The sequence below is a fragment of the Thalassospira sp. GB04J01 genome (genome assembly GCF_000751115.1).
Classification (GTDB): Bacteria; Pseudomonadota; Alphaproteobacteria; order Rhodospirillales; family Thalassospiraceae; genus Thalassospira; species Thalassospira lucentensis.
The window spans coordinates 262950-286677 of record NZ_CCDX020000015.1 but is presented as its reverse complement, the minus strand read 5'-3'; the positions used below and the strand labels follow the sequence as shown (position 1 = coordinate 286677).

General features: G+C 53.0%; 18 protein-coding genes. 7 read left to right on the top strand and 11 right to left on the bottom strand.

What is annotated here, in order from left to right; all coding sequences use genetic code 11:
- Window positions 1-56: 56 nt before the first annotated feature.
- Window positions 57-923: an RNA polymerase sigma factor RpoH gene (rpoH, locus tag AMM48_RS17100; RefSeq protein WP_101300170.1), complete on the top strand. Its 867-nt coding sequence runs from the start codon at window positions 57-59 to the stop codon at window positions 921-923.
- 113 nt (window positions 924-1036) lie between these two features.
- Here rpoH and AMM48_RS17095 read toward each other — a convergent pair whose 3' ends face one another.
- The 10 genes from AMM48_RS17095 to AMM48_RS17050 form a co-directional block, all read right to left on the bottom strand.
- Window positions 1037-1510, bottom strand: coding sequence for a hypothetical protein (locus tag AMM48_RS17095; protein ID WP_102785018.1), 474 nt, complete (start codon window positions 1508-1510; stop codon window positions 1037-1039).
- Window positions 1511-1519: 9 nt separating this feature from the next.
- Window positions 1520-3652: a serine/threonine-protein kinase gene (locus AMM48_RS17090; RefSeq protein WP_102785137.1), complete on the bottom strand. Its 2133-nt coding sequence runs from the start codon at window positions 3650-3652 to the stop codon at window positions 1520-1522.
- 251 nt (window positions 3653-3903) lie between these two features.
- Complete coding sequence (locus tag AMM48_RS17085) at window positions 3904-5199, bottom strand: adenylosuccinate synthase (protein ID WP_102785017.1); 1296 nt, start codon at window positions 5197-5199, stop codon at window positions 3904-3906.
- A gap of 35 nt (window positions 5200-5234) precedes the next feature.
- Window positions 5235-6401 (bottom strand): ATP phosphoribosyltransferase regulatory subunit, encoded by a 1167-nt coding sequence (locus tag AMM48_RS17080; RefSeq protein ID WP_102785016.1) that lies wholly within the window; start codon window positions 6399-6401, stop codon window positions 5235-5237.
- 154 nt (window positions 6402-6555) lie between these two features.
- Complete coding sequence (locus AMM48_RS17075; protein ID WP_102785015.1) at window positions 6556-7737, bottom strand: phosphoserine transaminase; 1182 nt, start codon at window positions 7735-7737, stop codon at window positions 6556-6558.
- Window positions 7738-7912: 175 nt separating this feature from the next.
- Complete coding sequence (locus AMM48_RS17070; protein WP_022730606.1) at window positions 7913-9784, bottom strand: SLC13 family permease; 1872 nt, start codon at window positions 9782-9784, stop codon at window positions 7913-7915.
- Window positions 9785-10057: 273 nt separating this feature from the next.
- Window positions 10058-10882, bottom strand: a complete 825-nt coding sequence (locus AMM48_RS17065) for a PhzF family phenazine biosynthesis protein (RefSeq protein ID WP_102785014.1) — start codon at window positions 10880-10882, stop codon at window positions 10058-10060.
- Between the two features lie 61 nt (window positions 10883-10943).
- Window positions 10944-12377 carry a pyridoxal-dependent decarboxylase gene (locus tag AMM48_RS17060; protein ID WP_102785013.1) on the bottom strand — a complete coding sequence of 478 codons (1434 nt, stop codon included), beginning with the start codon at window positions 12375-12377 and terminating at the stop codon, window positions 10944-10946.
- Entirely contained in the window at window positions 12377-13342 is a 966-nt protein-coding gene (locus AMM48_RS17055; protein WP_198413549.1) for a threonine dehydratase, read from the bottom strand. Before AMM48_RS17055 ends, AMM48_RS17060 begins: the two co-directional genes overlap by 1 nt.
- A 117-nt stretch (window positions 13343-13459) precedes the next feature.
- On the bottom strand, window positions 13460-13744 hold the full coding sequence (locus AMM48_RS17050; protein WP_102785012.1) for a DUF1127 domain-containing protein: 285 nt from the start codon (window positions 13742-13744) through the stop codon (window positions 13460-13462).
- Window positions 13745-13823: 79 nt separating this feature from the next.
- Here AMM48_RS17050 and AMM48_RS17045 point away from each other — a divergent pair, with 79 nt between their 5' ends.
- The 3 genes from AMM48_RS17045 to AMM48_RS17035 all read left to right on the top strand — a co-directional run bounded on the left by AMM48_RS17045 (window position 13824) and on the right by AMM48_RS17035 (window position 18657).
- Window positions 13824-15266 carry a PLP-dependent aminotransferase family protein gene (locus tag AMM48_RS17045; RefSeq protein WP_102785011.1) on the top strand — a complete coding sequence of 481 codons (1443 nt, stop codon included), beginning with the start codon at window positions 13824-13826 and terminating at the stop codon, window positions 15264-15266.
- A gap of 246 nt (window positions 15267-15512) precedes the next feature.
- Window positions 15513-17897, top strand: coding sequence for an ATP-binding protein (locus tag AMM48_RS17040; protein ID WP_102785135.1), 2385 nt, complete (start codon window positions 15513-15515; stop codon window positions 17895-17897).
- Entirely contained in the window at window positions 17809-18657 is an 849-nt protein-coding gene (locus AMM48_RS17035) for an SPOR domain-containing protein (RefSeq protein ID WP_146030422.1), read from the top strand. The genes AMM48_RS17040 and AMM48_RS17035 overlap by 89 nt, the downstream gene beginning before the upstream one ends.
- Window positions 18658-18681: 24 nt before the next feature.
- Here AMM48_RS17035 and AMM48_RS17030 read toward each other — a convergent pair whose 3' ends face one another.
- Window positions 18682-18990: a DUF5818 domain-containing protein gene (locus AMM48_RS17030; protein WP_102785009.1), complete on the bottom strand. Its 309-nt coding sequence runs from the start codon at window positions 18988-18990 to the stop codon at window positions 18682-18684.
- A 146-nt stretch (window positions 18991-19136) separates the two neighbouring features.
- Here AMM48_RS17030 and AMM48_RS17025 point away from each other — a divergent pair, with 146 nt between their 5' ends.
- The 3 genes from AMM48_RS17025 (at window position 19137) to AMM48_RS17015 (ending at window position 23717) form a co-directional block, all read left to right on the top strand.
- Window positions 19137-19832, top strand: coding sequence for a GGDEF domain-containing protein (locus tag AMM48_RS17025; RefSeq protein WP_102785008.1), 696 nt, complete (start codon window positions 19137-19139; stop codon window positions 19830-19832).
- A gap of 310 nt (window positions 19833-20142) precedes the next feature.
- Entirely contained in the window at window positions 20143-21996 is a 1854-nt protein-coding gene (locus AMM48_RS17020) for an EAL domain-containing protein (protein WP_102785007.1), read from the top strand.
- Complete coding sequence (locus AMM48_RS17015; RefSeq protein WP_102785006.1) at window positions 21993-23717, top strand: diguanylate cyclase; 1725 nt, start codon at window positions 21993-21995, stop codon at window positions 23715-23717. The genes AMM48_RS17020 and AMM48_RS17015 overlap by 4 nt, the downstream gene beginning before the upstream one ends.
- The last annotated feature ends 11 nt before the right edge of the window (window positions 23718-23728 follow it).

The window sequence follows — 23728 nt, the reverse complement described above, 5'->3', positions numbered from 1 at the left end:
GATGAAAGGTGCCGGGGGATAAACCGCACCATTTCGAAGCATAACGGGAGGCTTCAATGAAACAGGGAAATGCACTTCCAACAGTTTCTCAAGATGGTTTGACTGTATATCTACAGCGTATTCGCCGTTACCCGATGCTAACACCGGAACAAGAGACGCAGTACGCCTGTGACTTCCGAGACCACGATGACGATGCCGCCGCAGGGCGCATGATTACAAGCCACTTGCGGCTGGTGGCCAAAATCGCGATGAGCTATCGCGGATATGGCCTGCCCGTCAACGAGCTGATCTCTGAGGGTAATGTCGGTCTTCTTCAATCTGTTAAACGGTTCGACCCGGACAAGGGTTTCCGACTTGCAACATATGCTATGTGGTGGATCCGTGCTGCCATTCAGGAATACATCCTTCATTCCTGGTCGCTGGTCAAAATGGGCACCACTGCTGCTCAGAAAAAACTATTCTTCAACCTTCGCAAACTCAAAAGCCAGATGCAGGCTATTGATGAAGGTGATCTGCAGCCAGAACAGGTCGAATTCATCGCCACCAAGCTGAGCGTTACCGAAGACGAAGTAATCATGATGAACCGTCGCCTTGCAGGTCCTGATCATTCGTTAAATGCGCCGGTACGTGTTGAAGGTGATGGTGAATGGCTTGATTGGCTCGAAAGCAACGAAGAAGATCAGGAAACGACATATGGCAAACGCGAAGAGTTCCTTCAGCGTATGGATATGCTCAAAAGTGCGATGTCGCACCTCAATGAACGTGAACGAGACATTCTGACACAACGCCGCTTGCTGGAAAGCCCGGTAACACTGGAAAACCTGAGTGTTGCTTATGGCATATCACGCGAACGCATCCGTCAGATCGAAGTTCGCGCGTTTGAGAAAGTCCGTAAATCAATTCACACTGATCTTCCGCACTGAACCCTTCCCGGGTTGAGTTCCTGATACGCGTCCCTCCATCAAACAAAACTACGGCGGACATTGTCCGCCGTCTTTTTTTGTTACATGGTTGATTTGACTGCGTGCAGGTTTAATTAGCCTGACCGATCTACTTCCTTGATCAGGCTATCGCCCCAGGTTTTTATCAGTCCGCGCTGGTTCTTGCGCAATTCGGCAACCCTGCGCTGAGCCGACAGATTCAAAACATTTGCAACAATTGGTGGCATAGCAAGATACAGCAACCAGCCCAACCCAGCCGCACCATACATAATTGAAAGAGCAAGTGGCTGGAAAATCTGTTGTGTTGCCCCGCCGACAGTCTGTGCACCATCTTGCCAAAGCTCAAGAATGTAGGGTGCCACACCAGAAAAGTTCAACCCAAACACACAACGCGCCATCATGCGTCCCGGGCTGCGGTCAAAGATGAACGCGACCAAGGACGGCAATAGCCCCACCGTCAGTGTAATGAATGTCGGCAACGCAACCATGAACAACAAAACGGCTGATGCGATAACCGACAAGCCGGAAAATGCGCTGCGTCCTTTGGGCTTTCTACCTCTTGCTGCCATGTCAGTCCCTTAAAAGATATGCATCAAAAACAGCGCGGACACTGTCAGAAGTGCGATCATGGTTGATGCGAATGCAGCTGCCTGCTGCCCGACTTTTTCGGCCATTTCAAGACGTGCGGGGCCAGAAGATTCAAGGTCAAAGACCTCGCTTTCGGCTTCGGAATATTCCGCCACCGCCTCGACAAATTCAGACTGGTCCTTACGACGTTCCTGTTCATCGTTGATCAGGTTGTAAAGTTCGACAAGGTTGCCGCGCTTCGCCAGTTTCGGAATTTCGGTTTCAACACGTTCACGACGTGCCTTGCTGTGGAAGACCTTCACAGCAGGCTCCATCAGACGTGCGACCCAGTGCGACAAGTTCTGCAAATTATCCGGCCCGTGACGCCATTGAACAACCGCCAACATACTGATGATCGCACGGCTATATTCAACCTCGTCAGACGGATTTTGCATCGCCATCAACTGGCCTTCAACGTCATCTTCAAGGCGTGTTGCGATAAAGGCTGCTATGTGACGATCTACCGGCCATGCATCGTCCGATACATTCTCAGCAGCCTTTTCCAACGCAGGCAACAATTGCGCGATATCAACAACATATTCCTGTTCGATCATCGGACTTAGGCAATGTTGGTTCCGCACCATCGAATACAGGCATCTTTCATACCCATATCCGGCACTTTTTTGCTGAATGTAGTAGCGCAGGTTTTTATATGCACTTTGAAGCCGTTGAACTTCAGGACTGTAACCTTCCTGGCGGCCAAACCAGAAAGCAGGAATATCGCGCACAATAACATCGGAAAAACGCTGCGGGCCACTGCCATGCTGCACATCATAAGACAGCATATTACCAAACCCATCGACCATCGCCGAAAAGCCCTTGTAACGAACAGGGCCGCTCGGATCGAGGATGAGGATCGACCGGGCAACAAGAACTTCCTCGGCTGATCGTTTATCCGCACCGGCCCATTGTAATTGGCGCATGGCATCGGCCATGGCCTTTGCCCGATCGTTGTCACCAAGCCCCCGGCGCAACCAGATTTCCACCGTGCCATCGCGCAAAGGTGTCAGGGCATTTACCCAATTTTTGGCAACCCCCTGGGCCAATGCGCGCACAGTATAGTAATCCTTGCCAGAAATATTTTGTGATCGCGCAGCGCGCTTTTCCGTATTGCCCTGAACTGGCTTGGTACGACGCCCGTCAAGCCATGCATGCAACTCGGCAAAGCCCCAACGTTCTTCAGGATCGTCACACAGCAATCCACGTACCGGTTCAATCATGATAAGCGGGAGTTTTTCTTGTGACGCGATGGCCTGGAACGATCCCTTGGACAATTTAATGTCCATGATTTCCTGATCGGTCATATTTGCCAATGGCCGACGTCCAATTGCCAATTCAGCAAGCGTCATGCCCAGCGCATAAAGATCATCGCTCAAGGTTCCGACACCACGGCCTGCTGGATCTGCGGCCATGCGTGCAGTCGTTTCATAGACCAATGGTTGGTCATAGCCGGGGGGGCCCGAAGCACAATCCCCCAGAATGACTTTCCCCCCCTCCGGATCGCCAAAGAAAAGGTTGGTCGCCCGGACCGCACGGTGTGTAAGCCCTTTCTCGCCAAGTGCCTGAAGCACATTCATCAGCGGTTCGACCACCGATGCGGCGATGTCTTGTTCATTAATTGAGCGCTGCTTGCCAGAAGACACGATAACGTGGCCACCCTTTGGCTTTTCAAAGAAAAGCACCATGGTTTTGCGCCCGAAAATCGGCCAATGGGCGATAGCACTATCAAGAAGATCAATCTGGCCCGCCATATGAACGCCAGACAGAAACTTGATCAAATCATAACGTGTTGGCAATACCGGGTCAGTCACAAGCGCAAATGCATTGCCCTCGCTCCGGCGCAGGTTATCTGCGGCATAGGCCTTACAATGGCCCATATCAAATTCAGGTAAGCGCAAATCGGTAAAGACACGGAAGTTACCGATTTCCAGATTTTTGCCGCCAGTCGAAATTTCTTCTTCCCGATTGGCGTTGGCATCCGCGGTTTCGTCCACAGGCGCACCACCGCCGGGCTTGTCCATTTCTGGTCTTTGCCCAGCGTCGTTTGAAACGTCCTGTTTCTGGTCTTCCGCTTGCTCTGCCATGGTCCCGATATTCATTACCGACTGGTATCATTCCCTGAGTGGCAGGATCGCATTGACCAAAAGTCTGCCTGACAGGACGATCAATACGCTACCCTCAAAAGGTTGACAAAACGATACTTCTGATATCACACCGTAGCAAGCGGTTATAAGCCGCCGGTATGGCAAAGCGTGCCAGCAAGTCTTTCATCTAGAACGCAAAAAAGCCACCAGCTAGACTGGTGGCTTTTGCAGTGCATAACGCACTTCTTATATTATCCGCTGAACGGGTCGTGCACCAGAATGGTATCGTCACGCTCCGGGCTGGTCGAAAGCAACGCAACCGGTGCTTCAATCAGCTCTTCAATACGACGGACATATTTGATCGCCGCGGCCGGAAGGTCGGCCCAGCTGCGTGCACCCATCGTGGTATCTGACCAGCCTTCGATGCTTTCATAAACTGGTTTGGCTTTGGCCTGCAGACGCTGGTTTGCAGGCAAATGATCATAGATCGTGCCATCAATGTCATAGCCCGTGCAGATCTTGATTTCTTCAAACCCGTCAAGAACGTCAAGCTTGGTCAGCGCAATACCGGTAATGCCGTTGACCTTGACCGACTGACGGACAAGGGCGGCATCAAACCAGCCACAGCGGCGTTTACGACCGGTCACAACACCGAACTCATGTCCACGTTCGCCAAGACGCGTACCGTGTTCGTCAAACAGTTCGGATGGGAACGGACCTTCGCCAACGCGCGTGGTGTATGCCTTGGTGATCCCAAGAACATAACCAACACCCGATGGCCCCATGCCTGAACCAGCAGCTGCCTGACCGGAAACAGTGTTTGACGAGGTCACAAACGGATACGTGCCGTGATCAATATCAAGCATCGTACCTTGCGCACCTTCAAACAGGATACGCTTGCCAGCTTCCTTGAACTGGTTCAGCGATTTCCAAACCGTGTCAGAAAACGGCAGGATTTTCGGTGCGATTTCTTTAAGCTGTGCCAGCAACTTGGCGCCATCGACTTCCGGCTGGCCCAAACCGCGCAGAAGCGCATTGTGATGGGTCAGAAGGTTTTCGACCTTGGCTTCAAGCAGATCTTCATCGGCCAGATCACCAACACGGATCGCACGGCGACCAACGCGGTCTTCGTATGCCGGGCCGATCCCACGACCGGTCGTGCCGATCTTGTTGTCACCCGAAGCCGCAGCTTCGCGGGCACGGTCGAGGTTGCCATGCAGAGGCAGGATCAGGCAGGCATTTTCAGCCACACGCAGGTTTTGCGGCGAAATATCCACGCCCTGTTCTTTCAGGCGCGCAATTTCGGTCAGCAATGCCCACGGATCAACAACAACACCGTTGCCAATCACTGAAAGCTTGTTCTGACGCACAATACCTGACGGCAGAAGGCTCAGCTTATAGGTCGTCCCGTCGATCACCAAAGTATGACCGGCGTTATGACCACCCTGGAAACGAACAACAACGTCGGCGCGTTCTGACAGCCAATCGACGATCTTGCCTTTTCCTTCGTCTCCCCACTGGGATCCGATCACGGCAACATTGGTCATCGCAAAACTCCTTGTGCGATAGAGATTTCGTAAAGTTACGCGCTTAGCGGCATCACTTGGCCGCCAAGGTAAATAAAGTCACAGCCCATGCGGCACGCTTCAATGCGTGCGCCGTCTTCTGTTTTGGCCTCAGCCGCCCCTTCAAGGGCAGCAACCGTGTAATGACCATCAAGGCGCAGCTGACGTGCTTCGCGCTGCGGCGTGCCAAGCGGCAGATAAACCCGCGATATCGCGTCACCGTCCGGCAAGCCACGTAGAATACTATCCATATAAAGCGACATGCCGGTTGCGGCTTCGCCCGCAGTGCCACCCGCACGGTAACGACCACCCCGGCCAATCTCACCGCGAACGTTTTTGGCAAACAGGGTAAAGCTGACACCGGTCTGATATCGGAAACCAGCCATTTCAACCGGATCGATCGTAAGCGCCGCATCAAGCCCCGATGCCAAAACGCGTTCGGCAACATCAATCAGGCGATACAACTCATCAGATGCACCAAGCGGCAACTCGAGTTTTTTAAGTTTTGGCAATGCGGTTTTGGCCGGGCCTGCCGCCTCAAGCAAAGCCACCAGAACATCTGTCACCTTGCCATCAATCCCCTTAAGGGCGGCGACATCACGACGCTCTAGCGCCTCAATGAGCGCCTCACGCTCATCGCCCTTAACACCAAAGGCATCAAACAGGCGGACTGGCAAAGTCGGCAAATTGAGGTCAACCGAAACAAATGGCACATTGATGCGATCAAGGGCTTCGAGGGCCAAAAGAACAATCTCGGTATCGGCTGCGGCACTTGATACGCCAATCAGTTCGGCGCCAACCTGGGCGAACTGACGTTCCGGACGCAAATGCGATCCTTTGATCCGCAGAACATCACCCGAATACGACAGGCGCAGCGGACGCGGCGCATCAACCAATCGGGTTGCAGCAATTCGACCAACCTGCGGGGTCATATCGGACCTAACACCCATCATGCGGCGTGATTCGGGATCCATAAGGCGAAATGTCTGGGTGGAAAGTTCGGGGGCAGCACCTTCAAGAAGGCTTTCCTCGAACTCGACCAACGGGGTTTTCACCCGGTCATAGCCTGCATGTGCCAAACTGGCCATCAGCTTTTCACGGATTTCAGCTTCCCGTGCGGCGGTTCCTGGCAGGACATCCTGCAGGCCGGCGGGCAAAAGTGCTTTCCTGGCGAGTTCGGTCATTTTGTGTGCTTTCCGGACTGGGCGCGCAAATTCAAGTTGATGGCAGCCTGATCTTGGTCATGGCTCACTATCCGGTAGCGGTTACTACCGCTTTGTGCCGGACAGGGCAACGGGGAAAAGTCCTAAAACGCAAATAATACGTACGAAATACGTCTTATCCAGTCTGAATTTCAGCTTTTACAGACAAATATGCCCAATCAAGCCATGGCAAAAGAGCCTTTACATCGTCGGGTTCAACCGTTGCCCCACCCCAAATTCGCAAGCCCGGGGGCGCATCGCGATAGCCATTGATGTCCATTGCGATGTCTTCGGCTTCCAAAATCTGTGAAATGCGCTTGGGCAAGGCTGCCTGCTGGTCATCAGACAATGACAACGCCCACGGATCGACGATTTTGATGCACATCGACGTGTTTGACGCCGTTTCCGGGTCCTCGGCCAAATCTGCGGCCCAGTCGCTAGTCGCCAACCAAGCATCAAGGTACGCACGGTTCGCCCGAGTCCGTTTCAAAAGCCCCTCAAGTCCACCAATGTCCTCAGCCCATTTCAGGGCATCAATCGCGTCTTCAACCACAAGCATCGACGGGGTATTGATGGTTTCGCCCCGGAAGATGCCATCAATCAGTTTCCCGCCCTTGGTCATGCGGAAGACTTTTGGCATTGGCCAGGCTGGCACATGACTTTCAAGACGCGCGACGGCACGCGGGCTTAAGATAATCACACCATGACCACCCTCACCACCAAGAACTTTCTGCCAGCTATAGGTCACGACATCGAGCTTATCCCACGGTAGTTCCATCGCAAAAATCGCTGACGTCGCATCGCAAATGGTCAACCCTTTGCGATCATCGGCAATCCAGTCACCATTGGGCACGCGTACTCCCGCCGTCGTTCCGTTCCAGGTGAAAACCACGTCGCGGTCAAAATCAACTGTATTGAGATCGGGCAACGTGCCGTAATCGGCCTCAAGAGTTCGGACATCCTCAAGCTTCAGTTGCTTGATCACATCGGTGACCCATGTCGCGCCAAAGCTTTCCCACGCCAGCATATCCAGACCGCGCGCGCCAAGCATCGACCAAAGCGCCATTTCCACCGCCCCGGTATCGGACGCGGGCACAACGCCAAGCAAATAATCATCAGGAAGGTTCAGGATTGCGCGTGAACGGTCAATGACCTCTTCCATGCGTTGTTTGCCCAGCTTCGAACGATGTGAACGACCGAGCACGGTTGTCTCAAGCGCATCTGCCGACCAACCGGGGCGTTTTTTACACGGACCCGATGAAAAGTTCGGACTGGCAGGACGAAGGACGGGCTTGGCATTCACAGCATTCTGGGCCATCGGCATATTCCTGAGCAAGAAGAACGATCTGGATGGATTATTTCAGATCAAATTACGGGGCTGATCCTATTGAGACGAAGGCAAAAGTCAAACGCCATCACCACAAACGGGCCAGCCAAATTTGCATGGCTGACCCGGGTAGTCATTGAGGGTTGCTATTGCGTGAAGCCCCAGATCAAAACGGGATACCGTAGTACCAGGGCGCAAACAGGCTGAAGGTCACCCAAAGCAGTATAATCAAGGGCGTCCCGGCCTTAAGGAAGTCGATAAAGCGATAATGCCCCGGCCCCATGACAAGCAGGTTGGTCTGATAGCCAACCGGGGACGCAAACGAACAGTTTGCAGCCATTACCACGGCAATCGCAAACACATGCGGGGGCACGCCAAGTTGTTGCGCCATACCGATTCCAATCGGGGTAAACAGCACCGCACAGGCATTGTTTGACAACACATTGGTAAAGGCTGCAACGATCAGGAAGAACAATGACAATATCACAGGGGCCGGTGCACCACGCGTCGCGGCAAGCAACTGATCAGCAACAAATTCCGCACCGCCGGTCATTTGCAAGGCATTGCCAAGCGCAAGGGCGGCTGCAACCATCAAAACAATCTTGCGATCAATCGCACGCGATGCCTGACGCAGGTTAAGCGCGCCTGACGCAATCATTAATCCCGCACCGATAAAGCTTGAAATCATGATCGGGACAATTCCCGTCGCCGCCAAGGCAATCACAGTCAGGAAAATCGTTGCCGCACGACGGGCGTGGAACGGACGGGGCAAGGCACGAGTTGACCATTCCAGCAACACCACATCACGGATTGTGCGAAGTGCTTCGACATCTTCGGAACGGCCCTGCACCAGCAAGACGTCACCGGCCTCAAGCCGGATTTCTGTCATCTGGGTGCGGATCATACGCGACCGGCGCTGAATGCCTAGAACAAGGCATTTGTACTGATACCGGAAACCGATCTGCTCAAGGTTAAAACCAATCAGGCGCGAACCAGGTGGCAACATAACCTCGGCCAGAAGCTGGGTCGACTTTTGCGGTGTGTCCTCGCCACTATCACTGACCGCTGCGGCATCAGCATGCAGCAAACCGGGGTCTTTTTGCAGCGCTTCTGTAAGGGCCTTGCGCGTGGCGGCCACCACCAAAACGTCACCTGCCTGAATTTCCATGTCATCTTCGAATGGTGGCAAGTCGGCATGTTCGCGGCGCACGATCATTTGGATGGTGATGTTGGGCAAGTTTTTAAAGAACCCGGCAACCGGACGCGTTCCGATCATTTGCGATGCAGGACCGACCGTGATTTGGGCAATGAACTGTTTGCCGCTGCTATCAGGGTTGGCAAGCTTGCTGCTCATGGAGGCCAGTGCCGGCAAAAGTCGCGGCGCAACGAACAAAACATAGGCAAAGCCGACCAGAGCCAACACACTGCCTATGACGGTGAACTCAAAGAATTCAAGCGGCGGCATGCCCAGTTCAATCAACGAGCTCGACACCAAAAGGTTGGTTGATGAGCCAATCAGGGTGGTCATCCCGCCAAGGATGGCCGCGTAGGATAGCGGTATCATAAGCGCACTTGGTGATCGCTGAATACGCTCGGACAGCGCCTGAATGATCGGGATAAAGATAACGACAACCGGGGTATTATTCAGGAATGCCGACATCAACATCACAACGAACAAGCCGATAAAGATGGCCACAGCGGGCTGCTTGCCGCCATGTTCGGTAATGAGACCGGCGATATAACTTACCCCACCGGTCAGAACCATGCCCTGCCCGACCACGAGCAACGACAGCACTGTCAACAATGCCGGATTGGCAAAGCCGGACATGATGGTTGCCGCCCCCATCATGTTGTCGCCATTGGCATCGGCAAGTGGGAAGAAGTTGAAGAACAACAACAGGGTCGCGATCAGCGCCATGCTGGTCAGTTCGAGCGAAATACGCTCCAGCCCATACAGAACAAGCGACCCAGCAACAAGTGCCAGAACCACCCACATCTGCATTGGTGTTGCAGAACTGGCGACAACACTTTCGATCACGATCTATCTTCCCCTGCTATTGCAAACCCATGCGGTTTCAGACCAGTGGATTTTCCCGTCTGGCCCTGCCGCAATCATCGTATTTTCCCATTACTTAGACGAAAGCCCCATACCGTGGTCAATAAAAAACAAACCGAAACCAGCGCAATGCGGATTAATCGGTAGTCGCACGATTACCAAAATACAGGTAAATCCTCACGATATCCGCATCAAAAAACGGGCACCCTCACAGATGCCCGTTTCGCGAAATTCATATTCGACATTCTCAACCAATTAGGCTGGAACGGTGATTTCACCTTTTAGGTACAGCATCGCCTCCCCCGTAAGATGCACCCGATCACCAACCACCTTGCAGGCAACGACACCACCACGTGCGGATGCCTGATAACCGACAACATCGTCCTGACCGAGCTTGTCTGCCCAATACGGTGCGACAACACAGTGCATGTATCCCGTCACCGGGTCTTCGTTGATGCCAATGGCCGGCACGAAATAGCGTGAAATCATATCAAGCCCGGTCTTGTCCCCCGGTGCCGTCACGATAACCCCACGATCAGCAAGCTTGGCCAAGAGTGACATATCGGGCGTCATCGAACGAACAATCGCCGCATCGTCATAAACCGCAACAAGATCAGTATCGCGACTTGCCACGCCAAATGTTTCCACCGGCGTATCGCCACCAAGAGCCGCAATCACATTATCTGCGATTATTTCTGGCACAATCGGCTGTTTTGGGAAGTCCAGAACAATGGCATCTAAATAACGGCGGGCAGTCAGAATGCCGCTTTTGCTTTGAAGACGGACAATGTCGCCCTCAAACCCAAGCTGATTAAAAATCACATAGGCGCTCGCAAGGGTCGCATGCCCGCACAGCGGAACTTCAACTGTCGGAGTGAACCAGCGAATGTGAAAATCTGCTCCCCCTGCCGTAACCGGCACGAAAAACGCCGTTTCCGACAGATTGTTTTCCATTGCGATTTTCTGAAGCACGTCATCAGGCAACCATGTCGACAGCGGCACAACAGCCGCCGGATTACCGGCAAACAAAACGTCGCTAAAGGCATCAATCTGATAGATGGGCAAATTCTTGGTCGTCATCGTCACTTCCTGAAACAGTACTGTTTTCCGATATATAGCAGCCTATTATAACACCGCAGCATTACAACACAGCGTCAATTGCCTGCTTGATAATGACAAGATCATGGTCCTGCGTCCGCCAATTGCTAAATGCTGCGCGGAACCCAAACCGCCCGCCATATACCGTTGGTGTAAGGAACAGTTTGCCACTTGCATTGATCCGTTCAAGCAAGGCACGATTGTCATCATCTGATCCAAGACTGGCAAACATTGTGACATTCAATTTTGGCTCGGCAAGCAACTCAAGCTTTTCATGGGTCCTAACCCACGCGGCAAGATCGGTTGCCTGATCACAGTTTGCACGAATGATCCCGGCAAATCCTTCGCGGCCATAGGCCTGCATCGACACCCAAAGCGGCAAGGCTCGGAACCGACGCGAATTTTCCACCCCGCGGTTGATATACATGTTGCCTTCGGCCTTGGTGTCGAGATACGGCGCAAACGCCCGGCAGCATTTTTCCAAAACGCCGATATGACGGGTCAGGAAAATTCCGCAATCATAAGGAACGTTCAACCATTTATGCCCATCGGACGTAATCGAGTCTGCCCGATCAAGGCCCGCCAAAAGGTGTGACCTCCGATCATCAAGGGCGGCAAACATTCCAAATGCGGCGTCAACATGCAGCCACGCGCCATAGGCCGCACAAATATCTGCAATGACAGTCAAATCATCAAAGTCCGTCGCATTAACCGTCCCGGACGAGGCAATCACGATTTTACCGCGTGCATCGCTGGCAGCAAGCTTGGCTTTGAGGTCATTAACGTCGGTTTGCTCTGTTCCGGAAAGGGTCGCAACCTTGGTAAAGTTGTTCCGTCCAATCCCGGCAATCGAAAGGTCCTTGACCATGCTGGCGTGCGGGCTGGCGGCAAGAAGCTCCAAATCGGGCAAAGCAACCGCACCGTCCGCGTCAATATCGACACCAACTTTTTCACCGCACCATTGGCGACCTGCGACCAACCCCAAAAGGTTTGATACCGTCGCTCCAGTCGTTAAAACGCCATCAAATTTCTTTGCTGGCAGGTGGGCAATTTCGCACAACCAATTGATGACCTGTTCTTCGACGGCGGCATTTACCGATCCTTCTGGTCCGGTGGCATTTTGATCGATGGCCCCGGCAAGCCAATCGCCGACAAGGGCTGCTGGCGTCGTGCCGCCGGTCACAAAGCCAAGATACCTTGGACCAATTGAGGCGGCCAGCAGTGGCAGAATTTCATCCTGCACTGCGCGCAACGCATCGAGTGTGCCGCGACCTTTCTGCGGTAGTGGGCGCGAAGGGTCAAATGCAGAAAAGTCGCGGCATGTCGCATCCATGTCATCCGCGCCTTGAACAAAGCTGTGTGCGACGTCCCCTGTTTGCACAAGAATACGGCCAAGCTTTTCAAGGTCATCAAACATCAGATGACGTGCCGTATCGGCAGTGGGGCTGCTTTCGGCACGGTTTTCGACGCGGCTCATCAGATATCTCCTACTAGAATTCGGGCGTATTCAGCCCGATCAATGTTTGCGCCTGTTAAAATGACGGCGACTTTTTTACCGATATTGTCATCACGCCCGGCAATGGCCGCGGCCAGCGGTACAGCACCGGCACCTTCTGCCACCGTGTGACACGAACTGAAATAAAGTCGCATGGCGTCACGAATTTGTTCTTCATCGACCGTCACAATATCCGCAGCCCCCTTGAGAATGATATCAAGGGCAGACGGATTTGGACTGCGACACGCCACCCCATCGGCAAAGGTACGCGCAGCAGCTGTCTCAACAACCTTGCCGGCCTTAAACGACTGGGCAATTGCATCCGCGCCGCTGGCGACAACACCGATGATTTCAGTCTCAAGTCCAAGGGCATCACGCGCCGTAATCAGCGAACAAATCCCCGATCCCATCCCAACTGGCACGTAAACGCGATCAAGCCCCGAAACGGCATCGAACAATTCAAGTCCATAGGTCGACACGCCGCGCACAAGTTCGCGATGAAAGGGTGGGATCATTACAAGGTCTTCGTTCGTGGCATGCTTGGCGGCAAATTCAGCAGCTTCCTGAAAATCATCGCCGTGTTCGATGACCTCGGCTCCCCATGCCCGCATGGCGGCATTTTTCTCGATCGAGTTACCGTGCGGCACGACAATGGTCGCAGCCATACCAAAGCGGCTGGCAGCGTGTGCAATGCTTTGTCCATGATTGCCGCGTGTTGCACTGATTACCCCGCGGCTCACATCAACGGAATTCCCCAGATATCGGCAGAATGTCAAACCACCACGGACTTTAAAGGCTCCCAGTTTGGTGTGATTTTCATGCTTCACATACAGCGACAATCCCGTTGCACGATCCAGAAGCGGCCAACGTATCGTCGGTGTTGGCGCAACATGCTGATACACAAAGTCCGCCGCCTCACGTAACTCAGTCAGATTAAACAAAGGCATTGTACCCCTTCAATTCATCACAAGAAGAACATCAACACATGTGCACGCAAAGCACATCGAAACCGGACCGGAACGGAGACACCGGGAGCATGGTGTCTCCGTTCAACGCGGCAGTGGCTAACCGCGCGGGGGGAAATTGGTCCAGTGTGACTGCGACAGCTGCCGATCAAGTTCGGCACGCGTCATTCCGATATCCTTAAGCAAGTGATCATCAAGTTTTTGCAATGCCTTACGATCACGCGCACGTTCTTGCAAATGCCGAAGCTTCTCGACAACGGAGATGGCAGTGCCAATCATCGCTGAACGCCAAGTTACGGTCTTTACCGTCGTGGGGCCGTTCATCACATTGCGATCATCGACCCCGATATTGGAAATCCGAATTGTATCGTTACAATTTACCATATCCATCTCCTATCGGGTAATTGTCTCGATATTGTTTTGTCATTGACATCGTTTTTGTGTCAATTTAAACATTGTCACCATGACAATATGGATTCCAAACCTTAAAGATGCCGGCGGTCCTGTTTATCGACAGATCGCACAGGCCATCCGCACGGCGGTCGATGACGGCACGTTAAAGCCGGGCGAACGCTTACCCACACACCGTGATCTTGCCTATCACCTCGGCGTTACCGTTGGGACCATCACCCGGTCTTACCGGGAAGCCGAAAGGATTGGACTTGTCGCCGGGGAAGTCGGTCGCGGCACGTATGTTCTTGATAACATTCAGGCCCAACTCGACATGGCCGCAACAACGCCGCTACCACCGTCATTTACCAACAATATCGGCCCTATGCGCCATGGCACGCCGGAAGTCGAAGCCGAAAATACCGGGCCAATCAATTTTCGGATGAATTGCCCTCTGCCGCCGCAGAATGATCACTTGCGCAATACGTTGCTTGAAATTGCCCAAACCATGCCGCTTGACGACATGGTTACCTACAAGTCGGAATATGGCATGGCCCATCAGCGCAAGACTCTTGCCGCTGCGGCCGGTCGACTTGGGCTGGACGACAACCCCGAACGCGTTGTTCCGACCGCAGGCGTTCAACACGGCATGACCGTGTCGTTGCTGGCAACCATCCGCCCCGGCGATCTGGTTCTCTGTGAAGAAATGACCTATCCGAACTTGCGCAGCCTTGCCAATTTGCTGCAATTTCGTCTGCGCGGTGTTGCAATGGATGACGATGGCATCATCCCGGATGTTTTGGAAAACCTGTGCCGCACGCACAGTCCGCGCGCCATCTATCTGATGCCAACCCTTCACAATCCACTGTGCAGCACCATGAGCCAGCAACGTCGCATTGATATCGCCGAAATCTTGCGCAAATACGATTTGACCTTGATCGAAGACGGCATTTACCACTTCCTTGATCCGAACGCCCCGCCCCCGCTTTCATGTTTTGCACCAGAACGCAGCATCTACCTGGATGGTGTATCAAAAAGCATCGGTGGCGGATTGCGCGTTGGTTATATCCATGCACCCGGCGAACTCATCGGCAAGCTGGCAAGTGCCATCCGCGCAACCTGCTGGATGGTTTCAACCATCAACCTTGAACTGGTGTCGCGGATGATCATGGATCGCAGCCTGCAACAATTTGAAGCATGGCACCGTGAAGAAGCGGCCAAACGCCTTGCGATAATCCTTGGTACACTCAAAGGATACGACATCCGGTCGCACCCGACGAATTATCACATCTGGCTTGACCTTCCTGACCACATTGACCCCGGTGAGCTGGTTATGAACGCCGCCAACAGCGGTGTGTTGTTAACCGCAGCACAGCAATTTGCTGTCGGCCCGGTCCCACGCGGGCTTCGCCTGTGCTTTGGGGCCGAAAAGTCGGTTGAGCGGCTCCGTCGTGGGGTTCAAACAATCGACCGGCTGCTTAAAAGTAGCGATTTTGGCAATTCAGTTGTCATGTAATGTGACCTGATGCGGTGTTGCGTGGCGTGAACCTTCGGGCGCACCGCGCCCCCGCTATCACACGCTTAAAGCTTGTTGTTTTGGTCTTTCTTCTCATCACCCTAATCTTTGGGGAATGATTTTTGTTGTGATAACAACAATTTCTCCAAGCAGCGCTTGACCACTGTATTGCGTTGCTTCCAAGATATGCTGCACGGCCTAAAAGCCCGTCGCCATTTATTACCCTGGGCAGAAGAAAGTCAGCAGATGCCAGTTTCCCGTCTCGACGCAGAAGATTGCGGTTTTCCGCACTTTCGGATTAGAAGCCCACACAAAGACCAAACGCCAAAGATTTTTGATTTTTCATCGCACTACCGTGCCGCAGAGGCCCTGAAATTCGGGCTTTCCATGCAAGAACCCGGGTTCAACATCTTTGTTCTGGGGCTTGATCGGGCCGGTCGCATGACCGCGACGCTTGATTACCTGAACAAGGCAATGGAAGAACGCGCGGCCCCTGACGACTGGGTATATCTAAACAATTTCTCACGTACCAACCGGCCCCGCCCTTATGCGATGGCGGCCGGTGACGGTCACAAATTGATGACGGCGATGGAAACGCTGATTTCACACCTGCGCGAAGCCTTTTCGTCCGCCTTCAATGCCCCGGCCCATCTGACAGATACCCAGTCACAAACGGAAGAAGCCCGTGCTCAGGTGCGCGAAAAGTTTGATGCCCTGCGTGAATACGCCCGTGAACGCGACCTTGATGTTCAGGAAAATGAAAAAGGCGTCATGATCGTCGCCCTGAACGAGGAAGGCGAACCGGTATCGCTTGACGAAATCCCCAAGGAACGCCGTCGCGAGGCCGAAAAATCGTTCGAAGACGTCGCCGAAGAAGCCCGCAAAACCCTGCTTTCGACCCGCGACCTTGAAGAACAAATCGCTGACACCCTTGATAGCCTGCGCCGCGATGCCGCAAAGGTGGTTTTGAAACCCCGCATCAAGAAACTCCGCGACAAATTCACAAGCCCCGGCCTGAAGGCATGGTTTGAAGCACTTGAAAAAGACATCCTTGATAATATTGATGCCTTTGAAGAAGAAAGCGATCAACCCGCCATCGAAAGTGGCGATGGCAAGATCCCCGAAACCGTGGATGATCGCTATGCGGTTAATCTTTTAATCGATCATTCACGCGATACCCACCCCGATGTCGTGCTGGAACCAAGCCCAAGCTATGACAACCTTTTCGGGCAAATCCAGTACCGCCCAATGGGGGGTGGGATGCACCCGCATTTCAGCCTGATCAAGCCCGGTGCGCTGCATCGTGCCAATGGTGGCGTTTTGGTTTTGCGCGCCGAATCGCTGCTTGAACATGAAGACAGCTGGGGCTACCTCAAGGCAGCCCTTCGTGACCGCGAAATCCGCATTGAAGAAACCCATAAGGGCGGACCACCGACCGCAGGTGCACCAGAGCCGCGCCCGATCCCGCTTGATCTTAAGGTCGTAATCGTTGGCGCACCGAAATTCTATTACAGCTTCTTCTCGCTGGATGTGGATTTCCGAAACCATTTCCGGGTCAAGGCCGATATTGACGCAGATATGCCCGCTGCTGGTCGCAACATATCGATCTATACCGGCCTCTTGCGCGAGTCTGCCCTGTCACGATCCGGCATTCCGGTCGATAACGGGGCCATTCGCCAACTTCTTGGCCAAGCTGCTCGTTGGGCGGGCGAACGCGACAAACTGACCGCCCAGATCGAACGGGTGGAAGATGTCGGTAGCGAAGCCGGCGCACTTGCCAAAACCGATGGCCGAGACAGCATTCGTGCCGCCGACGTGCGCCGCGCCATTGAAGAACGCCGACACCGCAACAGCCGCCTTGAAGACAAATCCCATGAACGGGTTCAGCGGCGTGAAATCCTGATTGACAGTTACGGATCGGTTGCCGGTCAAGTCAACGCGCTCACCGTTCTTGACTATGGTGACCATGCCTTTGGCCTGCCCGCGCGCGTCTCGGCACGGTCTTATGTCGGCAGTCTCGGGGTTTTAAACATTGAACGCATGGTCGATATGTCGGGTCCGCTTCAGCAAAAGTCGGTCATGACAATCGAAGGGTTCCTGAAATCACGCTTTGCTCAGCAATTCCCGCTTTCGTTCGCATGTAACGTCACGTTTGAGCAAAATTACGGTGGGATCGAGGGCGACTCAGCATCAATGGCCGAGCTTTGCGCGATCATTTCGTCGATTGCCAACATTCCGATGCGTCAAAACATCGGCGTAACTGGCTCGATGAACCAGTTTGGCGAAGCTCAGCCGGTTGGCGGCATTTCGCATAAGATCGAAGGTTTCTATCGCATTTGTGCCGATCAGGGCTTTACCGGCGATCAGGGCGTTATCATCCCCCAACCAAACGCCGAAAATGTTGTTCTGCGCGAGGAAGTCGTACAGGCCATCCGTCAGGGCAAATTCAACATCTGGACCATTGAACACATCAATGATGCGATTGAACTTCTAAGCGGCATGCCATCGGGGGATCGTGCCGACGGACAATATCCGTCCGAAAGTGTTTACGGCAAAGCCATGGAGCGGTTGCGCCAGAATGACATTATATTGCGTGACAGATATGCCTATCCGCCACGGGGCGAGCGTTAAGAAAATGTCAGAACCCACCCGCCATAAACCACGTCATGCGAAACCCGCTTCGCATAACCCTTGCGTGGTTTTATGGCGGGGGTTTCTAAACATCCGCAAAGCCAGTATAATTTCGTTTTCTGTGATGATTATTGCCACTCCACACGCGGCCATCGCACAGCAAAATTCTGATGATGCACCAATCAGCGGGATTGATGCCATTCCAACAGACCTCCCTGTGCATGCCTCAACCGTGCGCGATCCCAACCAGCCGGTAAGCCTGCTGCCCGGAACCATTCCAATCATCGACTCAGCAGAGTTTGTTGAAGAAGTTCCGTCGTTAGCAGCGCAATATCATCAAACAATAAGCGGCACAGCCCCCCGCGCGACCAAGCAGGCCCCTAAAAAACCAAAAGTCTCTTCGGCGCCCCAAAAAACACCGGCAGTCAAACGCCCTGCCCCGATGCAAACTGTGACAGTCGCAGCCACACCGTCACCATCCGTTGAGAACGCGTCACTTGGTGAGACAACAGGCCAGTATCAGATACAACTTGGAGCCTTTCACGACACCATCAGTGCGCAAACATATTGGGCCAGTTTTCGTATCCGCTATCCCGACTTGGCCCAATCCCACCCGCGCGAAATCGCCACGGCGGACCTGGGAAGCAAAGGTATTTTTCATCGCCTTCGTCTGGGGGGCTTTCCCAATCAGGTAACCGCCGATGAAAAATGCCGTCAGCTTATTGCTGACGGCACCGATTGTTTCGCCATCCGTCCGTAAACGATGGCGAGGCAAAGTCCCGATTTATTTCGCAGGCACAAGCAAAACGATCTTATCAACAATAAGCGTCGATGCCTCGGTGCAGGTCGTCATCAAGGCTTCATGTCCCGTGACACGAACCTTGTCGCCCGGGCGGAATTTCGTTGCCTTGTTCGCCAACGCATACAATGTGCCGTCATCGGCACGGAAAGTTACGCATTCTTGTCCCTGATCGGTAATTTCACCGGCAATGGTGAAATTATTCTTTTGTATAAATGAACAGGCCGACAATGCCGCTGCGACTGTGAGAATCGCAATTTTCCCTGAAAGTCCTGCCATTAAACCGGTCTTCATTCTTCAATCTCCTGTGTGTGAACGATTGTTCTTCGTCACAAACTCTTTCGTGTCGCGTTAAGGTTCTTGTAACGCAGCCAGCTGTAAAAAGGTATTCATCCTTTTACGGGTTTCGCAATCTGATGTCATGGGTTACCAGACGGGTTATGGAAAAGTCGCAAATCGAATTTCTGACAGAACTTGCTGAAGAATTTCAGCAACAGACTGCGATTAACAATCGCGCGACGGAGGAATCCGAGCAAAGCGACGCACTGTCGACGCTGGTTGATCTGGCGCGTGACATGCAAGCCCGGCTGGACCAGCAGCAAAACCGCATTCGCCAGCTTGAGCTAATGGTCGAAACCGACGAACTCACCGGCCTGTATAACCGTCGCGGCTTTATGCGCCGAACCCGCGAAGCTCTTGCCCGCTCGGCGCGCAGTGGCGAAAAAGGCCTTATGGTGATCGCCGATCTTGATGGTTTCAAACAGGTAAATGACGAGCACGGCCACGCGGCGGGCGACGCAGTCTTGCGTCATTTTGGCCAAAACCTGCGAACTCATACCCGGGCTGATGATTTTGTTGCACGGTTTGGTGGCGACGAATTTGCCATTCTCATGACCGGAAGCAACCCCGATGCCGCAGAAAAACGCCTTAAACAGCTTCAACAGGCAACCGCACGCTTCCCGCTGATCTGGCATGGTACGCCACTTCGTATTCAGGCCAGTTTCGGGTTTTCGGTCTACACCACCAAGAATGACATTTCCGACCTGATAAGCGATGCTGACAAAGACATGTATAAAAACAAGCACGCAGGCCGCAATAATCAAAAATCCGCCCAAACGGACCATAACGCCGCCTGACCTTCAAGCGCGCTTTAGTTGCCCTGCCTGCATGAGAAAAATATTCGCCTCCTCACCGTATTCTTTTGCTCAAGCCCCCATATCAAACGTCGATACCTGACTGATCACACGCTAGAATCTGTCATGTTGTCCAGTTCAGAAAGCCGTGCGGCAACGATCGAGCATGACAACGTCTGATATTTTGGGTTTTTGTCTGATTTTTTGGCGAATAATGTGCAAATCCTTCATATCCCCTATAGGATTGTTATTTAATATATACAGGTAATATCGCACCTACTTTGATCAGGTGTTTTTTGATGATGGGTCCTCAATGACAGACAGCGTTGGCTATTCAGCGGAAACAAATGACCAGGACCTGTTGGCTGCAATGGCATTTTGCTGGGCAGACATGCTGCTGGAAGTTGATGAAAACGGATATGTGCTGTTTGTTGCCGGTGCCACGGAAAGTCTTTTGGGCTGCACTCCGGACCGCCTGATTGGCGAAGCGCTTGAAAAGCTAGTTGTGAAGTCGGAACGCCCACTGTTGCGGGCTTACCTGCACAGCGGGTCTGGCCTAAAACGGCTTGAAGAACTTGATCTTGATTTCCAACTGTTTGATGCAGATGGCACTCCGGTACAGGATATCGTGCCGCTGTCACTGAGCGGTTACATGATCGCCAATCCAGCTAGCCGATATTACATTGCAGCACGCCACCGGGCCATCCGACCGCGTGCGCGCTCGGGCATTGATCGATTGATCTTGCAAAGTGCGGTTCAAGAACAAAAACGCGGATCAGACAAGCTGTCGGCTTCTCGAAATCTTGATCAAATATCGTCGAAATATCACAGCGAAGCACTGGTGGTGCTTGAAAACCTAGCGGCATCACGATCACAGGCCGAAACAGCCGCAACCAACGAATTAGCCCATTTGATTGGCATGCGCACCATGCAATCATCGAACTTGTTCGCGTCGGCCAGTACAAGCTCGTCAGACCGGATCCACCCGGTTGATGAACCGATGATCGAACTTGAACGCAGGATCGTTGCCTATGCCAGCGCATTGCGGGTTGATCTGGGTGATGCCACTACGGGTGAAACGACAGATGCGTTATTGTCTCTGACCAACGGCATGGCAGAAACCTTCACAAGCAAGCAGAAGACCATATCATCTAACAAGGATATGTTTGGCAGTGACTATGAAAGCGCGCGCAATTTTCATCAGTTTGACGCCACAGAAAACTTTGTCGGTAGCGACAATGATCGTGAAACCAACCTGACGCGCGCGGTTGCCTATGCGCTTAACCGTATGCAACACCGAAGCCAAAGCGATGTATCGGCCGAACGCCTGTCGGCCAGCTTGCCACACCTTATTCAGGAAACATTGAAATCCGTTCGCGCCTTTCGTGAGATCGTTGAAAACGGTTCATTTGCTGTCGCCCTGCAACCGATTGTTCATTTGGGCAGTCAGGAAATGCACCATTTCGAAGCCCTGGCGCGCTTCACCAATGGCAGTAGCCCACTTGCCGTTGATCAGATTATTCACTTTGCCGAGGGCACGGGCCTGATTACAGAATTTGATCTGGCGATGAGCCGCAAGGTTCTCGACCATGTACGTGACACCCCTGATAAAATCCCCTATCCGGTCGCGGTTAACCTTTCGGGGCATTCGCTTGAGCAAGCTGATTTCTTGCCTGATTTGATAAACCTTCTCGATCAGTATGATATTAAATCGGAACATGTTCTGTTTGAAGTAACCGAAACATCGCGCATTCGTGGGCTTAAGGACGTGAACAATGGCCTGCAGAAACTGCGCGCACGCGGACACGAAATTTGTCTTGATGATTTTGGCGCCGGGGCAGCCAATTTTGAATATCTGAGCGCCCTTGACGTCGACATCATCAAGTTTGACGGCGGTGCAATGCGTACAGCGCTTGCCAACCCAAAAGGCCGCGCATTCCTTAAGGCAACGGCCCTTCTTTGCCGTGATCTTGGCATTCATACGATTGCAGAAATGATCCATGATCAGGCCAGTTACGAGATGGTCTGCGAGCTTGGGATTGATTATGGTCAAGGGTATTACCTTGGCCCGCCGGTAACCATTGGCAGTACTCCAACCAACAGCGACCTTGAAATGGGCTCAAGCAGTACAGATCGCAGTCAAACAGTTTCAGGAGGACGATCATGAACACCCGTCATCCTGCCCCCATCGACCATAATAGTGACGACCTGACAGGTTACGAGGCAGAAGTTTTTGCGCTTGATCCAAAGGTGATGGCAGATGCCGAAGCACCAGTGATTGTCATGGATGCGCATGGCGTTCCGTTGTTTGCCAATAAGAATGCGGTTGGTTTTGCCAATGGTATTCGCGACGGATTGTTTCCCGAAATTTACCAACTGATCCGACGCGCGTTAACCACACCCGGCGGTGTAGTTGAAATGTTGACCTTTGAAGTTCAGCGTGGCACGGCCACACTTGAGTTAACAGCGCTTCCGACGACCAACAATCATGTGATGTTGCTGCCGCGCGATGTCAGCATGGACCGCAACCTACGCGAAGCCCTGATTGATTCGCGTCAACGATATCGCGACATTGTCGAAGTATCATCCGCATTTGCTTGGGAAACCGACGAGAACGGCAAATTTATCTTTGTTTCGCCGCGCGGCGCACTTGGCTATCGCGCCGAAGAAATCGTCGACCGTTTTCCACGTCATTTCATTCTTGATATTGCCGATCAGGATGCCGAACACGTGTTCCGCACCCAGAAGGCCGTGCGCGATGTTCCGGTATGGTTGCGCCGGTCAAACGGCAATGATGCCTGTCTTGCGGTATCGTCAACACCGGTTTACTCGCGGGAAGGAAAATGGATCGGCACCCGCGGGCTTGCGCATGACATCACCGAACAACGCCGCCGCGAAAGCGAAGTATCGATCGCGCGAAACCGTGATCGTCTAATGACCTATATCGTGCGGACAATGCGTGATGAAATTGATCCGCTGATGGTTCTTAAGGGCGCATCAGAGGCCAGCACACGCGCACTGGCCTGCGCAAATTGTGTCATTTTCAAACGCAATGATGAAACCAACGAACTGGAGATCGCGGCAGGTGATGACAACAAAGACGCAAACGAGATTTCCAGACAAGCACTAGCGAAACTCCAACAATCGGGCGAAGTTTTCGATGCCCAGATTGACACCTGGCATGTCTTTGCCCTGCCCTGCCACTATCACCAGCGTAACAATGGTGCAGTCATCTTCCTGTTTGATAGTAATCATCCGGACCCCAATGACGGCGAACGTGCGATCATGACGGAAGTTGCTGATCAAATCGGCATCGCCATCGAACAGGCAATTCAGCATGAACGCATTCTGACCTTGTCACGTACAGATGGTATGACTGGACTTCTGAACCGCCGGGCATTCTTTGATGAACTCAAACGCCGTCACAGCCGCCTGCAACGCGACCTTGAGCCAGCATCGTTGATGTATGTCGATATGGACAACTTCAAAATGGTCAACGACATCCACGGACATCAGGTGGGAGATGAAGCCATTCTGGCCTTAACCAAGGTGCTCGAAGAAAATGTCCGCCCATCAGATCTGGTTGCGCGGCTGGGTGGCGACGAGTTTGTCTTGTGGCTTGAAGGTGCAGATGTGGCGGCCGCCTCAAATCGTGCCAAGACACTGATGAAAGAAAGCGCCATACTTTCGAAGTATTCCGGTGACAAGGACCATCCGCTGGGCATATCAGTGGGGATTGCCGTGCATGAAGCTGGATCAAGGGAAGATTTGGAACTCCTTGTTCAGCGTGCTGACCAAACGATGTATCAAGTTAAAAAACTCGGCAAGGGCCGCTTTGGCATTGCATCTGCCCCCGGTACAACCAATTCGGCTAAGATCGAAGATTAGGAGGAATGCCC

Coding starts and splice junctions, on each gene's coding strand:
- AMM48_RS17020 (WP_102785007.1), top strand. CDS start 20,143: ATGACAGACAGCGTTGGCTATTCAGCGGAAACAAATGACCAGGACCTG.
- AMM48_RS17060 (WP_102785013.1), bottom strand. CDS start 12,377: ATGAGCCGCGTCGAAAACCGTGCCGAAAGCAGCCCCACTGCCGATACG.
- AMM48_RS17050 (WP_102785012.1), bottom strand. CDS start 13,744: ATGGTAAATTGTAACGATACAATTCGGATTTCCAATATCGGGGTCGAT.
- AMM48_RS17015 (WP_102785006.1), top strand. CDS start 21,993: ATGAACACCCGTCATCCTGCCCCCATCGACCATAATAGTGACGACCTG.
- AMM48_RS17090 (WP_102785137.1), bottom strand. CDS start 3,652: ATGGCAGAGCAAGCGGAAGACCAGAAACAGGACGTTTCAAACGACGCT.
- AMM48_RS17055 (WP_198413549.1), bottom strand. CDS start 13,342: ATGCCTTTGTTTAATCTGACTGAGTTACGTGAGGCGGCGGACTTTGTG.
- AMM48_RS17025 (WP_102785008.1), top strand. CDS start 19,137: ATGGAAAAGTCGCAAATCGAATTTCTGACAGAACTTGCTGAAGAATTT.
- AMM48_RS17080 (WP_102785016.1), bottom strand. CDS start 6,401: ATGACCGAACTCGCCAGGAAAGCACTTTTGCCCGCCGGCCTGCAGGAT.
- AMM48_RS17075 (WP_102785015.1), bottom strand. CDS start 7,737: ATGGCCCAGAATGCTGTGAATGCCAAGCCCGTCCTTCGTCCTGCCAGT.
- AMM48_RS17065 (WP_102785014.1), bottom strand. CDS start 10,882: ATGACGACCAAGAATTTGCCCATCTATCAGATTGATGCCTTTAGCGAC.
- rpoH (WP_101300170.1), top strand. CDS start 57: ATGAAACAGGGAAATGCACTTCCAACAGTTTCTCAAGATGGTTTGACT.
- AMM48_RS17095 (WP_102785018.1), bottom strand. CDS start 1,510: ATGGCAGCAAGAGGTAGAAAGCCCAAAGGACGCAGCGCATTTTCCGGC.
- AMM48_RS17085 (WP_102785017.1), bottom strand. CDS start 5,199: ATGACCAATGTTGCCGTGATCGGATCCCAGTGGGGAGACGAAGGAAAA.
- AMM48_RS17040 (WP_102785135.1), top strand. CDS start 15,513: ATGCCAGTTTCCCGTCTCGACGCAGAAGATTGCGGTTTTCCGCACTTT.
- AMM48_RS17045 (WP_102785011.1), top strand. CDS start 13,824: ATGACAATATGGATTCCAAACCTTAAAGATGCCGGCGGTCCTGTTTAT.
- AMM48_RS17030 (WP_102785009.1), bottom strand. CDS start 18,990: ATGAAGACCGGTTTAATGGCAGGACTTTCAGGGAAAATTGCGATTCTC.